Source organism: Herbaspirillum sp. BH-1, assembly GCF_002870055.1.
In the GTDB taxonomy this organism is placed as follows: Bacteria; Pseudomonadota; Gammaproteobacteria; order Burkholderiales; family Burkholderiaceae_D; genus Herbaspirillum; species Herbaspirillum frisingense.
The window spans coordinates 296711-313046 of the sequence record NZ_PKOI01000001.1 but is presented as its reverse complement, the minus strand read 5'-3'; the positions used below and the strand labels follow the sequence as shown (position 1 = coordinate 313046).

At 65.7% G+C, this 16336-nt stretch carries 15 protein-coding genes; 12 read left to right on the top strand and 3 right to left on the bottom strand.

The features are described from left to right. Positions 1–36 precede the first annotated feature (36 nt). The 3 genes from gap to tkt form a co-directional block, all read right to left on the bottom strand. A complete protein-coding gene (gene gap, locus HBH1_RS01425; RefSeq protein ID WP_077237813.1) occupies positions 37–1050 on the bottom strand; it encodes a type I glyceraldehyde-3-phosphate dehydrogenase in 1014 nt (337 codons plus the stop codon). A gap of 149 nt (positions 1051–1199) precedes the next feature. After that, the gene (locus HBH1_RS01420; RefSeq protein ID WP_006463139.1) at positions 1200–1727 is read right to left on the bottom strand and encodes a GNAT family N-acetyltransferase; all 528 of its coding nucleotides are present in this window, start codon (positions 1725–1727) and stop codon (positions 1200–1202) included. Between the two features lie 14 nt (positions 1728–1741). Continuing rightward, positions 1742–3805, bottom strand: coding sequence for a transketolase (tkt, locus tag HBH1_RS01415; RefSeq protein WP_255411857.1), 2064 nt, complete (start codon positions 3803–3805; stop codon positions 1742–1744). 157 nt (positions 3806–3962) lie between these two features. On the opposite strand from tkt, the gene HBH1_RS01410 reads away from it, so the two are divergent. The 12 genes from HBH1_RS01410 to hpxZ all read left to right on the top strand — a co-directional run bounded on the left by HBH1_RS01410 (position 3963) and on the right by hpxZ (position 16324). Continuing rightward, positions 3963–4688: a 16S rRNA (uracil(1498)-N(3))-methyltransferase gene (locus tag HBH1_RS01410; RefSeq protein WP_102661297.1), complete on the top strand. Its 726-nt coding sequence runs from the start codon at positions 3963–3965 to the stop codon at positions 4686–4688. A gap of 261 nt (positions 4689–4949) precedes the next feature. After that, complete coding sequence (gene atzF / locus HBH1_RS01405) at positions 4950–6806, top strand: allophanate hydrolase (RefSeq protein WP_208399222.1); 1857 nt, start codon at positions 4950–4952, stop codon at positions 6804–6806. Between the two features lie 48 nt (positions 6807–6854). After that, positions 6855–7868, top strand: coding sequence for an ABC transporter substrate-binding protein (locus tag HBH1_RS01400; RefSeq protein ID WP_102661296.1), 1014 nt, complete (start codon positions 6855–6857; stop codon positions 7866–7868). Between the two features lie 7 nt (positions 7869–7875). Beyond that, positions 7876–8721, top strand: a complete 846-nt coding sequence (locus tag HBH1_RS01395; protein WP_102661295.1) for an ABC transporter permease — start codon at positions 7876–7878, stop codon at positions 8719–8721. Beyond that, positions 8718–9575, top strand: a complete 858-nt coding sequence (locus tag HBH1_RS01390) for an ABC transporter ATP-binding protein (protein ID WP_102661294.1) — start codon at positions 8718–8720, stop codon at positions 9573–9575. The genes HBH1_RS01395 and HBH1_RS01390 overlap by 4 nt, the downstream gene beginning before the upstream one ends. A 166-nt stretch (positions 9576–9741) precedes the next feature. Next, positions 9742–10839, top strand: coding sequence for a BMP family ABC transporter substrate-binding protein (locus HBH1_RS01385; RefSeq protein ID WP_102661293.1), 1098 nt, complete (start codon positions 9742–9744; stop codon positions 10837–10839). Positions 10840–10861: 22 nt separating this feature from the next. Then, positions 10862–12019: an ABC transporter permease gene (locus HBH1_RS01380; protein WP_006463147.1), complete on the top strand. Its 1158-nt coding sequence runs from the start codon at positions 10862–10864 to the stop codon at positions 12017–12019. Then, positions 12012–12932, top strand: a complete 921-nt coding sequence (locus HBH1_RS01375) for an ABC transporter permease (protein WP_006463148.1) — start codon at positions 12012–12014, stop codon at positions 12930–12932. The genes HBH1_RS01380 and HBH1_RS01375 overlap by 8 nt, the downstream gene beginning before the upstream one ends. A gap of 44 nt (positions 12933–12976) precedes the next feature. Beyond that, positions 12977–13672, top strand: coding sequence for a biuret amidohydrolase (locus tag HBH1_RS01370; RefSeq protein WP_006463149.1), 696 nt, complete (start codon positions 12977–12979; stop codon positions 13670–13672). 2 nt (positions 13673–13674) lie between these two features. Continuing rightward, positions 13675–15270, top strand: coding sequence for an ABC transporter ATP-binding protein (locus HBH1_RS01365; protein WP_102661292.1), 1596 nt, complete (start codon positions 13675–13677; stop codon positions 15268–15270). Then, the gene (locus tag HBH1_RS01360) at positions 15267–15950 is read left to right on the top strand and encodes a cysteine hydrolase family protein (protein WP_102661291.1); all 684 of its coding nucleotides are present in this window, start codon (positions 15267–15269) and stop codon (positions 15948–15950) included. The genes HBH1_RS01365 and HBH1_RS01360 overlap by 4 nt, the downstream gene beginning before the upstream one ends. Continuing rightward, positions 15947–16324, top strand: a complete 378-nt coding sequence (gene hpxZ, locus HBH1_RS01355; protein ID WP_006463152.1) for an oxalurate catabolism protein HpxZ — start codon at positions 15947–15949, stop codon at positions 16322–16324. Before HBH1_RS01360 ends, hpxZ begins: the two co-directional genes overlap by 4 nt. Positions 16325–16336 lie beyond the last annotated feature (12 nt).

Sequence of the window (16336 nt, the reverse complement as noted above, 5' to 3'; positions counted from 1 at the left end):
GGCCAGGGAACCCCGGCCGGTACGTCTTAACACGTCTTACTTGGCGGTCGCCAGGGCGACGGTCGTGTCCAGCATGCGGTTGGAGAAGCCCCACTCGTTGTCGTACCAGGACGACACCTTCACCAGACGGCCGGAGACCTTGGTCAGGGTGGCGTCGAAGTTGGACGATGCCGGGTTGTGGTTGAAGTCCACCGACACCAGCGGCTCGGTGTTGTAGGTCAGGATGCCCTTGAGCGGGCCGGCTTCGGCAGCGGCCTTCAGGACGGCATTGACTTCATCCACGGTGGTGTCGCGCGAGGCCACGAAGGACAGGTCCACCAGCGAGACGTTGATGGTCGGCACGCGGATGGCGAAACCGTCCAGCTTGCCATTCAGTTCCGGCAGCACCAGGCCGACCGCGGCAGCAGCGCCGGTCTTGGTCGGGATCATGGACTGGGTGGCCGAACGGGCGCGACGCAGGTCTTCGTGATACACGTCGGTCAGCACCTGGTCGTTGGTGTAGGCGTGGATGGTGGTCATCAGGCCGGTTTCCAGGCCGATCTTTTCGTGCAGCGGCTGCACCAGCGGTGCCAGGCAGTTGGTGGTGCAAGAGGCGTTGGAGATGACGGTGTCGGATGCCTTCAGCACCTGGTGGTTCACGCCGAAGACGACGGTGGCGTCCACGTCCTTGCCGCCCGGAGCGGAGATGATCACCTTCTTGGCGCCGCCCTTGATGTGGGCGCTGGCCTTTTCCTTGGTGGTGAAGAAGCCCGTGCATTCCAGCACCACGTCCACACCCAGCTCGCCCCAGGGCAGCTCGGCCGGATTGCGCTGGGCCAGCACCTTGATGCGGTCGCCGTTGACGACGATGGAATCGCCATCGACGGTCACGGTGCCGGGGAACTTGCCGTGGGCGGTGTCGTACTGGGTCAGGTGGGCATTGGTCTTCGGATCGCCCAGGTCGTTGATGGCGACGATTTCGATATCGTGCTTCTTGCCGCCTTCGTAGTGGGCGCGCAGGATATTGCGGCCGATACGGCCATAACCGTTGATTGCTACGCGAATGGTCATGCTGTTCTCCTCAAGTAGTAAAAATCGATGCAAACCGATAGCCGGTAAAGCGACCTGTCCGTCAGCCTACGCCCTTGCGGCGCAATGGCCCGGCCATGGTTCCGTCTTTTCCGGCCTTCCTGCCGTTCTTGTTCTTACCGCATCCACGCTCAGGACTTCAGTTGGCGCCAGACGAAACCGATTTCGTCCAGTTCACTGCCATCATCCCAGGTGAACGTTTGTTCATAAAGCCTTTCGGCCCCCAGCGACTCGAAAAATTCCCCGGCGCCTTCGTTCTTGCTCAATACCCACGCCATCAGGCCGGTCGCGCCGGCGCTGATGAGGGTGGCCGCGACATTGGCCAGCAGGCGCTTGCCCAGGCCACGGCGCTGTTCATCGGGCAGCACGCAGATCGCGGTCAGCTCGGCATCGCAGCCGAAGCGGGCTTCGGCCAGCGTCATGCCAGAGGCAAAACCGATGATCTCGCCACCACTCTCGGCCACGAAGGTACAGGCCGCATCCGAGGAGGCTTCCAGTACCTGTTCCCACAGCTTGACGCTTTCCTCGGGCTTCAAATGGTCGAGGTAGCTGTCCGGCACCAGGCCGCGATAGCTGGCACGCCAGGCGTCGATGCGCACACCGGCGATCGACGCCGCATCACCCTTGCGGGCAAGGCGGATCAGGACCTGCTCGCTCATGGCTGGCGTAGCGCTCAAGCCAGCACTGCCTTGGCCTTGGCCACCACGTTTTCGACGGTGAAGCCGAAGTGCTTGAACAGCACGCCAGCCGGCGCCGATTCGCCGAAGGTGTCGATACCGACCACGGCGCCTTCCAGGCCCACGTACTTGTACCAGAAGGCGGTCACGCCGGCCTCGATGGCCACGCGCGGGATGCCACGCGGCAGCACCGACGCCTTGTAGGCCGAATCCTGGCGGTCGAACACGTCGGTCGAGGGCATCGAGACGATACGCACGGCGATGCCTTCGGCGCTCAGCGCATCGGCGGCCTTGGTGGCCAGCTCGATTTCGGAACCGGTGGCGATCAGCACCACCTTGGCATTGGGCGCATCACGCAGCACATAGCCACCACGGGCGATGTCCTTGACCTGGGCGTCGGTACGCTCCTGGAAGGGCAGGTTCTGGCGCGAGAAGATCAGGGTGCTGGGACCATCGTTGCGCTTGATCGACTCGGCCCAGGCCACCGCGGTCTCGGTGGTGTCGCACGGACGCCAGTTGTCCAGGTTGGGGATCAGGCGCAGGCTGGAGACGTGTTCCACCGACTGGTGGGTGGGGCCGTCTTCGCCCAGGCCGATGGAGTCGTGGGTGAACACGAACAGCGAACGGATCTTCATCAGCGCGGCCATGCGCAGGGCATTGCGGCTGTAGTCGGAGAAGGTCAGGAAGGTCGCGCCGAAGGGCAGGTAGCCGCCATGCAGGGCGATACCGTTCATCATGGCGCTCATGCCGAACTCGCGCACACCGTAGTTGATGTGGTTGCCGCGCTGGTCGGCGCGCACGGCCACCGATTCCTTCCAGTTGGTCAGGTTCGAGCCGGTCAGGTCGGCCGAGCCACCCAGGAATTCCGGCAGTGCCTGCGCATAGGCCTGGATGGCGTTCTGGCTGGCCTTGCGGGTGGCGATGGTTTCCTTCTTTTCCAGCGTGGAATTGATATAGGCGGTCACCGTCGATTCGAACGCGGCCGGCAGTTCGCCCTTCAGGCGGCGCAGCAGTTCGGCGGCTTCGGCCGGGAACTGGGCGGCGTAGGTATCGAAGGTCTGCTTCCAGCTGGATTCGAAATCGGCACCGGTGGCCTTGGCATCCCAGGCGGCATAGACGTCGGCGGGAATCTCGAAGGGGGCGGCGGACCAGCCCAGCGCTTCGCGCACGGCAGCGATTTCCTTGTCGCCCAGGGCGGCGCCGTGGACCTTGTCGGTGCCGGCCAGGTTGGGCGAACCCTTGCCGATGACGGTGCGGCAGCAGATCAGGGTCGGCTTGTCGGCCAGCTTGGCCTGGTGGATGGCGGCGCTGACCGCCTCGACGTTGTGGCCGTCCACGGCCGGGATGACGTTCCAGCCGTAGGCTTCGAAGCGCTTCGGGGTGTCGTCCTTGAACCAGCCTTCGACGTGGCCGTCGATGGAGATGCCGTTGTCGTCATACAGCACGATCAGCTTGGACAGGTTCAGCACGCCCGCCAGCGAGCAGGCCTCGTGCGAGATGCCTTCCATCAGGCAGCCATCGCCGACGAAGGCGTAGGTGTAATGATCGACCACGGACAGGCCGGGCTTGTTGAATTCGGCCGCCAGCAGCTTTTCGGCCAGCGCCATGCCCACGGCATTGGTGATGCCCTGGCCCAGCGGGCCGGTGGTGGTTTCCACGCCCGGGGTGATATGCACTTCGGGGTGGCCGGCGGTCTTGGAATGCAGCTGGCGGAAGCTCTTGATGTCTTCCATCGACAGGTCGTAACCGGTCAGGTGCAGCAGCGCGTACTGCAGCATGGAGCCGTGGCCGTTGGAGAGCACGAAGCGGTCGCGGTTGGCCCACTGCGGATTGGCCGGATTGTGGCGATAGTGCTTGGCCCACAGGGCGACTGCGATTTCGGCCATCCCCATCGGCATGCCCGGGTGACCGGAATTGGCTTTCTGAACTGCGTCCATCGCCAGCGCGCGGATCGCGTTGGCCATCTTGTCGGTGGGGAGAGTGGAAATCATGTCGATGTCTGTGTGTGCTGTGCTGTGCTGGAGGCGCCGACTGGCGCATGAATCGGGTTCTGAAGCCAAAGCGCCCGCCCGGAATACCCGGGACAAGCGCGGGGCCGTATTTTACCAGAGTGCGTCGGGGGGATTAAAATTCGGGGTCGGCCTATGAATCGTCTGACAAGATTTTTCGATGTTTCTTGCATTTTCTTGATCTCCCTCGCCCCCAGGACCCTGCCCCATGCCTCGTTTCTATTTCCCGCACCCCCTGGCGATCGGTTCGGCCGTGGTCCTGCCCGAGCAGATCGCCCACCACGTGCAGGTGCTGCGCCTGCAGCCGGGCGACACCATCACCCTCTTCAATGGCGAAGGGGGTGAATACACCGCCAGCCTGACCGCCATCGAAAAAAAGCGCGCCCACGCCGAACCCAAGACCTTCTCCCCGCGCGAAGCCGAGCTGCCCTATGGCCTGACCCTGGCCCAGGCCCTGCCCGAAGGGTCGAAGATGGACTGGATCATCGAAAAAGCCGTGGAACTGGGTGCCACCGCCCTCCAGCCGCTGGCCGCGCAACGTTGCGTGGTACGGCTTTCGGGCGAACGCGCCGAGAAGAAGCAGGCCCACTGGCAAGGCATCGTCCACGCCGCCGCCGAACAATGTGGCCGCAACCGCCTGCCGCATCTGGCCGAAGTGACCGACTTCAAGCGCTGGATCGCCCAGAGCGACCTGCACCGGCGCATCCTGCTCTCGCCCCGCGGCGAGCAGCCGCTCTCCGGCTGGGCCCGCCATCACCCACCGCAGGCAGTGACGCTGGTGGTCGGCCCGGAAGGTGGCTTCAGCGAGGAAGAAGAAAACCTGGCCTGCGCCCAGGGCGCGCTGATGTTGTCCATGGGCAGCCGCGTGCTGCGCACCGAGACCGCCGGGCTGGCCGCTCTGGCCGCCCTGAATGCGGTATGGGGCGAACTGTAATCTCCGGCTGACCCGACCTGCCGACCTGCCGCCTAAACGTGCGGACCCGCCGCACTTGAGGTGCAAAAACGGCGCAGGCCTCACCAATTTGTCTCATCGACAAGCTGCGCCGTTGCTCCCGTGACATCCTGCCGTGCGGCAATTTCCTCCGCAAAGCCGCTTCCTGCCTGACTTTCCCCTCCAACCGCAGCCCCCGACGAAGGCCTGGCACGCCTTCTGCTTAAAGATATTCAATCTTGTATTCAAGTTTGAATATCCAAAATGAACGCCACCCAGACCCCGCAACAAGCTGCCTTCCAAGCCGCCGATATCCACGCCAGCGCCGGTGCGGACAGCCCCACCATCGCCGCCACCCTGGCCGCCTACCGCGAGGGGCGCAGCACGCCCGGCAAGACCGTGGCCGATCTGCTGGCGCGCATCGACAGCGCCGGTCGCAATGAAGTCTGGATCAGCCGGGTGCCGCCCAAGCAGCTCAAGCAACAGGCCGCCGCCCTGGACCTGATGCTGCAGATCAAGGGCGAGGCGGTGTTCGAGACCATGCCGCTGTTCGGCATCCCCTTCGCGGTCAAGGACAACATCGACGTGGCCGACATGTCCACCACCGGCGCCTGTCCCGAATTCGGCCGTCTGGCCAGCGAGAGCGCCACCGTGGTGCAACGCCTGCAGGCCGCCGGCGCCCTGCTGGTGGGCAAGACCAACCTCGACCAGTTCGCCACCGGGCTGGTGGGCGTGCGCTCACCCTACGGTGCGGTGCGCAATGCGCTCAAGCCGCAGTATGTCTCGGGCGGGTCCAGTTCCGGTTCGGCCGTGGCCGTGGCGCTGGGACAGGTGATGTTTTCGCTGGGGACCGATACCGCCGGCTCGGGCCGCGTGCCGGCCGCCTTCAACCATCTGGTGGGCCTCAAGCCGACCAAGGGACTCATCAGCGCACGTGGCCTGGTGCCGGCCTGCCGCACCCTGGACTGCATCTCCATCTTCGCCCACGACGTGGCCGACGCCTGGCGCGTGCTGCACAGCGCCGCCGGCTACGACGCCGAGGACGGTTATTCGCGCCGCCCGGCGATGCTGGGCGTGAAGCGCCGTGGCTACCGCATCGCCATTCCTGATGTCTGCGAGTTCTACGGCGACACGGTCGCCCAGGAAGCCTGGGAGCGCAGCCTGGCGCAGATCGCGGCACTGCCCGGCGTGACGCTGGCGCGCATTCCCTTCGCTCCCTTCAGCGATGCCGCGCAACTGCTGTACCAGGGGCCCTGGGTGGCCGAACGCCGCGCCGCATTGGGCGACTTCTTCCTGGAAAACCCGCAGGCCATCGACCCGGTGGTGCATCAGATCACCGCCCAGTCGGACAATTACGACGCGGTGGATGCCTTCAATGCCCAGTACCGTCTGGCCGACCTGCGACGCGAGGCCGAAGACCTGCTCGAAGGCAGCGACCTGATGCTGGTGCCGACCACCACCACCTTCCCCACCATCGCCGAGGTCCAGGCCGATCCGGTGGTGCGCAATTCGCAACTGGGCTACTACACCAACTTCGTCAACCTGATGGACATGGCGGCCCTGGCCATCCCTGGCGTGTGGCGGCGCGACGGCCTGCCGGCCGGCGTGACCCTGATCGGCCCGGCCGGGTCCGACCATCTGCTGGCCGAGGCTGGTGCGCGCCTGCAGCAGCAACTGGGCGGTGCCGCCCAGGCCGATGCGATTGCCGCCACGCCGCTGCCCTTCAATGAAAGCACCATCAAGGTCTGCGTGGTCGGCGCCCATCTCTCTGGCCAGCCGCTGAACTGGCAATTGCTGGAAGCCGGCGCACGCCGCGTGGCCGTCACCCGCACCGCCGCCCACTACCGCCTGTATGCCCTGGCCGGCACCACGCCGCCCAAACCCGGCCTGGCCCGCACCGAAGGCGATGGCGCCGCCATTGCGGTGGAAGTGTGGGAAATGCCGCTGCGCCAGTTCGGCGGCTTCGTGGCCGCCATTCCGGCGCCGCTGGGCATCGGCACGGTGGAGCTGGCCGACGGCAGCAGCGTCAAGGGCTTCATCTGCGAGCCGGCCGGCATTGCCGGCGCCACCGACATCACCTACCACGGCGGCTGGGTCCACTACCTCGATTCGCTGAACTGACACGACCGATACGACCGATACGACCGACACCTCACCACGGAGCTGCTCATGAAAAAGAACACCCTCTCCCCCCTGCAGGACACCACCCGCCGCCGCTTCATCGCCACGGCCGGCGTGGTGGCGGCGGGCGCCGCCATCGCTGGCGCCCCGGCCATCCTGCGCGCGCAGACGCCGCCGATCCGCATCGGCTACTGGCCGGTGGCCGCCGGCCTGCCCTTCTACGCCGCCGTGGAAGCGGGCTATTTCAAGGAAGCCGGGCTGGAAGTGCAGGCCATCAAGTTCGCCGGTGCCCAGCAGGTGATGGAAGCCATGCTGGCCGGCCGTGCCGATGGCTCGGCCAATGGCACCGGGGCTGGCAACCTGGCCATCGGCGAGATCGCGCAGCCGGGCCTGTTCAAGATCTTCGCCACCAATCCCAGCAATGCCAAGTACGTGCTCGATGAATTCCTGGTGCCCAAGGACAGCCCGGTCAAATCGATTGCCGAATTGAAGGGCAAGAAGGTCGCCTCCGGCCCCGGCATCCAGAACGTCACGCTGGCCAAGACCGTGCTGGAACGGGCCGGCGCCACCGGCGCTACCGTGGTGGAACTGCCCATCGGCCAGCACGTTGCCTCGCTGGCGGCCGGCCAGGTCGATGCCGCCTATACGCTGGAACCCACCGGCACCGTGGGCCGCATGAACAACACCACCCGCGTGCTGGAAGCGGGCGTAATCGCGAAGTACATCCTGGGCGACCCGATGGCGCCCTGGCATGGCGGTGCGGCAGCGCTGACCACGGAATTCATCAAGAAGCATCCCGAAGTGGCCCGCAAATACATCGCCGCCTATGCGCGTGGCATCGAACTGGTGCGCAGCAAGCCCGACCAGGCGCGCGCCTACCTCAAGGGCTATACCGCCATCGAGGGTTCGCTCACCAATGAAGTGCCGCTGGCGGCCTACATGCTCTACAACGAGTTCAAGCCCAGCGATATCGCCTACTTCCAGAAGTTCTACGACCTGTTCGTCGAGAAGGGTGTGTTCTCGCAGCGCATCGTGGTCGACAACCTGATCTACAAGGGCTGAGGCCATCATGAACGAGACCGTCGCTCCTTCCGTGACCGTGGCCGCCAGCAAGCCCACGGCGACCTCGCCCCCTTCTCCACCAACCGTCGTGCGCAAGCGCCCGGCACTGGGCCGGCTCTTGCCCATCGTCGGCCCCATCGCGCTGTTCGTGGTGTGGGACCTGGTGGTGCGCGCCGGCTGGATCAAGGCGATCCTGCTGCCGCCGCCCGAAGCCACGCTCATGGCCATGCTCAAGGGCCTGGCCGGGGGGCCGTTGCTGATGGACTTCAGCGTCACGGTGGTGCGCACGCTGGAGGCCTTCGTCATCGCCATGGTGCTGGGTGTCCCCATCGGGGTGCTGTTGGGCAGCAATGAACGCGCCTACCGCAGCGTGGAATTCCTGATCGATTTCTTCCGTTCCACACCGTCGTCGGCGCTGATCCCGCTGTTCCTGCTGATCTTCGGCGTCTCCGACATCAACAAGGTCGCCATCGCTGCCTTCGGCGCTTTCCTGATCGTGCTCTTCAACAGCGCCTATGGCGTGCTCAACGCGCGCAAGCAGCGCGTCATGGCAGCCAAGGTGATGGGGGCGTCACGCTGGCGCATCTTCTGCGACGTGCTGCTGTGGGAAAGCCTGCAGGCCACCTTCGTGGGTCTGCGCAGCGCGGTCTCGATGGCGCTGGTGATCGTGATCGTGGCGGAGATGTTCATCGGCTCCGAGAACGGCCTGGGTCACCGCATCATCGACACCCAGCAGGTCCTCAACGTACGCGAGATGTATGCCGCCATCCTCGCGGCCGGCGCCCTCGGTTACGTGCTGAACGTGGTCTTCATCATCATCGAAAAACGTATCGTCCACTGGAGCGGAAGATGAGCGTCGTCATCAGTCCCAAGATAGCCCTGCCCCCGGAAACCCCTTTCCTTCCCGGGCCGCCAGGCACCCATATCACCATTCGCGGCCTGACCAAGCATTTTGCCGGCTGGCCCCTGTACGAGAATTTCGACCTGGACATCCCCAAGCACCAGATCGTCTCCGTCTTCGGCCCCAATGGCTGCGGCAAGTCCACGCTGATCAACATGATCGCCGGGCTCATCCCCATCGACGCCGGGCAGATCCTGTTCGACGGCAAGTCGCTGGCCCAGACCAAGATCGGCTACGTGTTCCAGAACTACCGCGATGCCATGTTCCCCTGGCTGCGCACCATCGACAACATCGCCTATCCCCTGAAGCTGGAAGGCAAGTCCAAGGCCGAGATCAAGCACCGGGTCGATGAACTGGTGGCGTCCTTCGACGTCAAGTTCGACCTCATGCGCTATCCCTACGAACTGTCCGGCGGCCAGCAGCAGACCGCCTCCATCATGCGCGCCCTGGCGCCGGGGCCGGAAGTGCTGTTCCTGGACGAACCCTTCTCGGCACTGGATTTCGAGATGACGCTGTTCATCCGCGAAAAGCTGCAGCAGGTCTTCATGCAGACCGGCACCACCATGGTCCTGGTCTCGCACGACCTGGAAGAAGCGGTCTATCTGGCCGACCAGATCCTGCTGCTGACCAAGCGCCCGACGGCGGTGGCAGACATCTTGCATTACCAGGATGCGCGACCGCGCACGGTGGAGACGCTGTCGCAGGCGGGCTTCATCGCGGCCAAGAAGCTGTCCATGGAAATCTTCCAGCGCGAAGTGCGCAAACCGGCGCGGATGCAGGCGCCGGGAACGCTGGCGCTGTCCTGAGCAATGTAAGAAGACGATTGTTTCGAGAAAGGGCGCCGTGACTCCCGTTCGTCCTGAGTAGCGGCCAGTAGTCAGGCCGCAGTCAGTGTTGACAGCAGGCACCGCAAATTACCCCGAGCGATATTGCCATTCCCAACCACCCACGTTCTGACTGGAGCGCAACAACATGAAAAACCGCCGCGATTTTCTGAAACTGTCCGGAGCCGCCGCCCTGGGCGCAGCCTTCCCGCTTGATCTGCTGGCCGCAGGCCCCTTGACCGTGGGCTTCATCTATGTCGGCGCGCGCGATGACTTCGGCTACAACCAGTCGCATGCGCAAGCTGCCGCCATCATCAAGAAGATGCCGGGCGTGAAGGTGATCGAAGAAGAAAAGGTCCCCGAGACCGTGGCCGTGCAAAAGACCATGGAAGCCATGATCCAGCAGGATGGCGCCACCCTGCTGTTCCCCACCTCCTTCGGCTACTTCGACCCGCATGTCCTGAAGATCGCCGAGAAATATCCCAAGGTGCGCATCGCCCACTGTGGCGGCCTGTGGACCGCCGGCAAGCACCCGATGAACGTGGGCAGCTTCTTCGGCTACATCGAGGAATGCGAATACCTCTCCGGCGTAGTGGCCGGCCACATGAGCAAGAGCAAGAAGCTGGCCTTCATCGCCGCCAAGCCCATTCCGCAGGTACTGCGCAACATCAACGCCTTCACCCTGGGCGCGCAGTCGGTCGATCCTTCCATCACCTGCCACGTCATCTTCACCGGTGACTGGTCGCTGCCGGTGAAGGAAGCCGAAGCCGCCAACAGCCTCATCGACCAGGGTTGCGACGTCATCACCTGCCACGTCGACGGCCCCAAGGTGATCGTCGAGACCGCCGAGAAGCGCGGCATCATGACCACCGGCTATCACGCCAGCCAGGCTTCGCTGGCGCCCAAGGGTTATCTCACCGGCGCCGAGTGGAACTGGGCCACGCCCTATACCGAGATCGTCAAGGCCACGCTGGAAGGCAAGCCCATGATCAACTTCCTGCGCGGCGGCCTGAAGGACAACTTCGTGAAGATGTCGCCCTATGGCGCAGCCGTGAGCGCTCCGGCCAAGAAGAAGGCGGACGACATCAAGGCCCAGATGCTGGCCGGCAAGTTCCAGATCTTCAAGGGACCGATCAAGGACAACAAGGGCAATACCGTGATCCCGGCCGGCACCACCCAGGTCCAGACCGATGTGGCGCTGGAGAAGATGAATTACCTGGTGGCCGGTGTGGTCGGCCAGGTCTGACGCGAGCACGCAGGACGGCACCATGACTACCCTCCCCGCTCCCGGCGTGGCTGCGCCGACCGGACCGACGGCCTCGCCCTGGCGCAGGCTGCGGTCGGCCCTGCTCAATGGCGTGGCGCCGGCCCTGCCGACCTTGTGCGCCCTGGCCGGCACGCTGCTGTTGTTCGTGCTGTTCCTGCTGGTGCAAGGCAAGCCGGCGGGCGATGCCTGCCTGCTGATCTACCAGGGTGCCTTCGGCACCCTGTTCGCCTGGCAGAACACCTTGCAACGTGCCGCGCCCCTGCTGCTGACTGCCCTGTGCGTGGCCTTGCCGGCGCGGGTGGGCCTAATCGTCATCGGTGGCGAGGGCGCGCTGGCGCTGGGCGGGCTGGCGGCGGCGGTGATGCCGCAACTGCTGCCCGGCCTGCCGGCGCTGGTGATGCTGGTGCTCATGGCGGTAGCCGCCATGCTGGCCGGTGGCCTGTGGATCGCCCTGTGCGGTGGGCTGCGCCAGTGGCGCGGTGTCAACGAGACGATCTCCAGCCTGTTGCTGTCCTATCTCGCGGTGGCGGTGTTCAAGCATCTGGTGGAAGGCCCGCTGCGCGACCCGGCCAGCCTGAACAAGCCCTCCACCCTGCCCTTGCCGGATCCCTACCTGGTGGGTTCGCTGCCGGGGCTGGAAGTGCATTGGGGCCTGGCCTGGGGCGCCATCGCCTGTATCGCGGCCTGGGTCTTCCTGCGCCATAGCGTGTCCGGCTTTGCCATGGGCGTAGTGGGCGGCAATGTGCGCACGGCGCGGCTAGTGGGGCTGTCGGTCAATCGGCTGGTGCTCACGGCCTGCGCGCTGGGGGGCGCGGCGGCCGGACTGGCGGGCATGTTCGAGGTCAGCGCCGTGCAAGGCAGCGCCACCAGTGCGCTGCTGGCCGGCTATGGCTTCTCGGGCATCCTGGTGGCCTTCGCGGCGCGCCAGAATCCGCTGGCCATCATTGTCTGCGCAATCGTCATCGGTGGCGTGGAAGCCAGCGGCAGCCTGCTGCAACGCCGACTGGACCTGCCCGACGCTACCACGCTGGTGCTGCAGGGCCTGCTGTTCTGCAACCTGCTGGCCTGGGAATCCATCACCGGCCGCCTGGCCGCCCTGAAGCTGCGCTGGCAGCAGGCGGCGCCAACCCTCCCGAGCAAGGAGTCCCGCCATGCATGACTTCGACTATGCGACCCTGCTGCTGGCGCTGTTCGCCGGGGCGATCCGGGTCGGCACACCCTTCCTCTTCGTCAGCCTGGGCGAATGCCTGACCGAAAAAGGCGGACGCGTGAACCTGGGGCTGGAAGGCATCCTGGTCTGCGGCGCCATGACCGGCTATGCGGCCTCTTTCTACACCGGCTCGGCCTGGCTGGGAGTGCTGGCGGCGGGCTGCTCGGGCTTGCTGCTGGGGGTGCTGCACGGGGTGGTGTGCTCGCTGCCACGGGTCAACGACATCGCCTTCGGCATTGCCTTGATGCTGCTGGGCACCGGCCTGGCCTTCTTCCTGGGCAAGCCCTTCATCCAGCCGCAGGCGCCGATGCTGCCTTCCATCGACCTGGGCGCCTGGAGCAGCAATGAGCGGCTGCACCACGCCCTGCAGATCAATGCGCTGTTCTTCGTCGGCGTGGCGCTGGCCCTGCTGCTGCAATGGGGTCTGTCGGCCACGCGCTGGGGGCTGGCGCTGCGGCTGGTGGGCGACCATGCCGAAACCGCCCGCGCCCTGGGTTATCGCCTGACCGGCACGCGTATCGCCGCCACCGCCGCAGGCGGCTTCCTGGCAGCGGTGGGCGGTGCCTATCTCTCGCTGTACTACCCCGGCAGCTGGAACGAAGGTCTCTCCAGCGGCCAGGGCCTGATGGCGGTGGCGCTGGTGATCTTCGCGCGCTGGCAGCCCTGGCGCTGCCTGCTGGCGGCACTGCTGTTCGGTGCGGCCGGCGCGCTGGGCCCGGCGCTGCAGGCGGTGGGCGTGACTTCCGGCTACTACCTCTTCAATGCCGCGCCCTATGCGCTGACGCTCTTGATCATGATCCTCACCTGCCGTCCCGACCGCACGCTCTCCAGCGCCCCGGGCGAACTGAGCCTGACCCGATAATTCCGACAATCCCGACAATCCCGATAATCAAGCTAGGAGCCACCATGCCCGAACTCTTCATCAAGGCCGAACCCTACGCCTGGCCCTACGATGGCGCCCTGACCCCGGCCAATACCGCACTCATCGTCATCGACATGCAGACCGATTTCTGCGGCATCGGCGGTTACGTCGACAAGATGGGTTACGACCTCTCGCTCACGCGCGCGCCGATCGAGCCGATCAAGCGCGTGCTGGCCGCCATGCGCGCCGGTGGCTACACCATCATCCACACCCGCGAAGGCCACCGCCCCGACCTCTCCGACCTGCCCGCCAACAAGCGCTGGCGCTCACGCCAGATCGGCACCAACGGCGTGGGCATCGGCGACGCCGGTCCCTGCGGCCGCATCCTGGTGCGCGGCGAGCCGGGCTGGGAAATCATCCCGGAACTGGCGCCCATCGCCGGCGAGATCATCATCGACAAACCCGGCAAAGGCTCCTTCTGCGCCACCGACCTGGAAATGATCCTGCACACCCGCGGCATCCGCAACATCGTGCTGACCGGCATCACCACCGATGTCTGCGTCCACACCACCATGCGCGAGGCCAATGACCGTGGCTTCGAATGCGTGATGCTCTCCGACTGCTGTGGCGCCACCGACCACAACAACCACCTGGCAGCGCTGTCGATGATCAAGATGCAGGGTGGCGTCTTCGGTGCGGTCTCGGATTCGGCTGCGCTGATCGATGTGATCGGGGCCTGATCATGCACGCGCTCGAGCTGGAAATCCTCGGCGCCGGCAAGTCCTTCGGCAGCTTCCGGGCGCTGGACGAGGTGTCGCTGAAGATTCGCGCCGGCACCATCCATGCCCTGCTGGGGGAGAACGGCGCCGGCAAGAGCACGCTGGTCAAGGGTCTGGTGGGGTATAGCCCGCTCGACCAGGGCAGCGTCATGGCGGACCGGCGCGAGGTGGACATCCGTGGCGCGCGCACGCCCAGCCAGTTGGGCATCGGCATGGTCTATCAGCACTTCACGCTGGCGCCCAGCCTGAACGTGGCTGAAAACCTGCTGCTGGCGCGGGGCGACCTGCCCTGGCGCATCCGCTGGGGCAGCGAGCGCGCAGCACTGGAAGAATTCATGGCGCGCATGCCCTTCCGGCTGGCGCTGGACCGGGCGGTGAGCAGCCTGTCGGCCGGCGAAAAACAGAAGCTGGAAATCCTCAAACAACTCTATCTGCGGCGTCGCTTCCTGATCCTGGATGAGCCGACCTCGGTGCTCACGCCCCAGGAGGCCGACGAAGTGCTGGGCCTGATGCACGCGCTGACCCGCCAGCAGGAACTGACGGTGCTGATGATCACCCACAAGTTCCACGAAGTGAGCGCCTATGCGGACGATGTCACCGTGCTGCGCAAGGGCCGGCTGGTGGGCAGCGCCCGCGTGGCCGATACCAGCCCGGACGAGCTGGCGCACTGGATGATGGGCCATGCCCGCCAGGAAAAGGCGCAGGTGGCACGCCCTGCGGTGCCGGCGCAGGCGCCGGTGGGACTGGAAGTGCGCGATCTCACGGTCAACAATGATCGTGGCGTGGCGGCGGTGCGCGCTTTGTCGTTGCAGGTCAGGCAGGGCGAGATCGTGGGGCTGGCCGGCATCTCCGGCAATGGCCAGAAGGAACTGGTGGAAGCCCTGCTGGGCCAGCGCCGTCACCTGCAGGGCGAGATCTACGTAGCCGGCGCGCCCTACGCCGCCACCCGTGCCGAGATGCGCCGCCTGCGCGTGTTCGCGTTGCCGGAAGAACCGCTGCGCAATGCCTGCATCCCCGGCATGAGCGTGGCCGAGAACATGGCGCTGCGCAACTTCGACGTCGCTCCCTTCATGCGCGGTGGCTGGCGCATCGACCGGGCCGCCATGAAGCGCCAGGCGCAATCGCTCATCAGCGCCTTCAACGTCAAGCCGCCATTGCCCGAACGCGCCATCGGCACGCTCTCCGGTGGCAACGTGCAGCGCGCCGTGCTGGCCCGCGAACTGGGCGAGCATGCGGCCGCTGGCGATGCCAATCACGGCGACGACGCCACGGCGCCCAATGTACTGATCGTGGCCAACCCGGTGTTCGGCCTGGACTTTGCCTCGGTGGCCGACATCCACGCCCGCCTGCTGCAGGCCCGCGCACGCGGAGCAGCGGTGTTGCTGGTGAGCGAAGACCTGGACGAATTGCTGGAGCTGTCCGACCGCATCCTGGTGATGACCGAGGGCCGCATCGTGCATGTGGCGCAGGACGTCGCCACCCGGGGCGCCGACCGCGCCGCGCTGGGCCGCTGGATGGCGGGCCACTCCGAACAACCCACTCACGCCGAGGCCGCATGATCCGTATCGACGCCACGCCCTACCCTTACCAGTTCCACCCGCGCAGCACGGCGCTGGTGGTGATCGACATGCAGCGCGACTTCATCGAGGAAGGCGGCTTCGGCAGCGCCCTCGGCAATGACGTGCGGCCGCTGGCGGCCATCGTGCCGACCGTGGCGGCGCTGCTGCAGCTGGCACGCGAGGCCGGCATGCTGGTGGTGCATACCCGCGAATCGCACCTGCCGGACTTGTCGGATTGCCCGCGCTCCAAGCGCCTGCGCGGCAATCCGACGCTGGGCATCGGCGATGTCGGGCCGATGGGCCGCATCCTGGTGCAAGGCGAGCCGGGCAACCAGATCCTGCCGCAACTGGCCCCGGTGGAGGGCGAACTGGTCATCGACAAACCCGGCAAGGGCGCCTTCTACGCCACCGACCTGCATGCACAACTGCAGGAGCGTCGCATCACCCACCTGCTGGTGGCCGGCGTGACCACCGAAGTCTGCGTGCAGACCTCGATGCGCGAGGCCAATGACCGTGGCTATGAATGCCTGGTGATCGAGGATGCCTGCGCCAGCTACTTCCCCGACTTCCATCGCATCACGCTGGAGATGCTGACGGCGCAGGGCGGCATCGTCGGCTGGCGTACCCCGCTGGCGCAACTGCAGGCCGGCGTGGCTGCCTACACAGGAGAAAATCCATGATGCAAGTGAACCTGCCCCATGTGGTGGCCGAGGTGGAACAGGCCTTCACCGATTACGAATACGCCTTGCTGGTCAATGACATCCCCACCCTGGACCGCTGGTTCTGGTATGCGCCGCAGACCGTGCGCTATGGCGTGGGCGAGGTGCTGCTGGGTGGCGAAGCGATCCGCCAGTACCGCAAGACCTGCACCCCGGTACCGGCCTCGCGCAAGCTGCAGCGTACCGTTGTCACTACCTTCGGCACCGACTATGCTACCGTCTCCACCGAATTCACGGACCACACGTCCGACCGGATCGGCCGTCAGATGCAGACCTGGGTCCGCATGGAAGAAGGCTGGCGCATCGTCGCCGCCCACGTCAGCCTGATGGCATGAGACCGTCTCCCG

Bases quoted from the DNA above. Each gene is read 5' to 3' on its own strand.
- HBH1_RS01385 (WP_102661293.1), top strand. From the start codon at position 9,742: ATGAAAAACCGCCGCGATTTTCTGAAACTGTCCGGAGCCGCCGCCCTG.
- HBH1_RS01370 (WP_006463149.1), top strand. From the start codon at position 12,977: ATGCCCGAACTCTTCATCAAGGCCGAACCCTACGCCTGGCCCTACGAT.
- HBH1_RS01375 (WP_006463148.1), top strand. From the start codon at position 12,012: ATGCATGACTTCGACTATGCGACCCTGCTGCTGGCGCTGTTCGCCGGG.
- HBH1_RS01395 (WP_102661295.1), top strand. From the start codon at position 7,876: ATGAACGAGACCGTCGCTCCTTCCGTGACCGTGGCCGCCAGCAAGCCC.
- HBH1_RS01410 (WP_102661297.1), top strand. From the start codon at position 3,963: ATGCCTCGTTTCTATTTCCCGCACCCCCTGGCGATCGGTTCGGCCGTG.
- HBH1_RS01420 (WP_006463139.1), bottom strand. From the start codon at position 1,727: ATGAGCGAGCAGGTCCTGATCCGCCTTGCCCGCAAGGGTGATGCGGCG.
- HBH1_RS01360 (WP_102661291.1), top strand. From the start codon at position 15,267: ATGATCCGTATCGACGCCACGCCCTACCCTTACCAGTTCCACCCGCGC.
- hpxZ (WP_006463152.1), top strand. From the start codon at position 15,947: ATGATGCAAGTGAACCTGCCCCATGTGGTGGCCGAGGTGGAACAGGCC.
- HBH1_RS01365 (WP_102661292.1), top strand. From the start codon at position 13,675: ATGCACGCGCTCGAGCTGGAAATCCTCGGCGCCGGCAAGTCCTTCGGC.
- gap (WP_077237813.1), bottom strand. From the start codon at position 1,050: ATGACCATTCGCGTAGCAATCAACGGTTATGGCCGTATCGGCCGCAAT.
- HBH1_RS01390 (WP_102661294.1), top strand. From the start codon at position 8,718: ATGAGCGTCGTCATCAGTCCCAAGATAGCCCTGCCCCCGGAAACCCCT.
- atzF (WP_208399222.1), top strand. From the start codon at position 4,950: ATGAACGCCACCCAGACCCCGCAACAAGCTGCCTTCCAAGCCGCCGAT.
- HBH1_RS01380 (WP_006463147.1), top strand. From the start codon at position 10,862: ATGACTACCCTCCCCGCTCCCGGCGTGGCTGCGCCGACCGGACCGACG.
- HBH1_RS01400 (WP_102661296.1), top strand. From the start codon at position 6,855: ATGAAAAAGAACACCCTCTCCCCCCTGCAGGACACCACCCGCCGCCGC.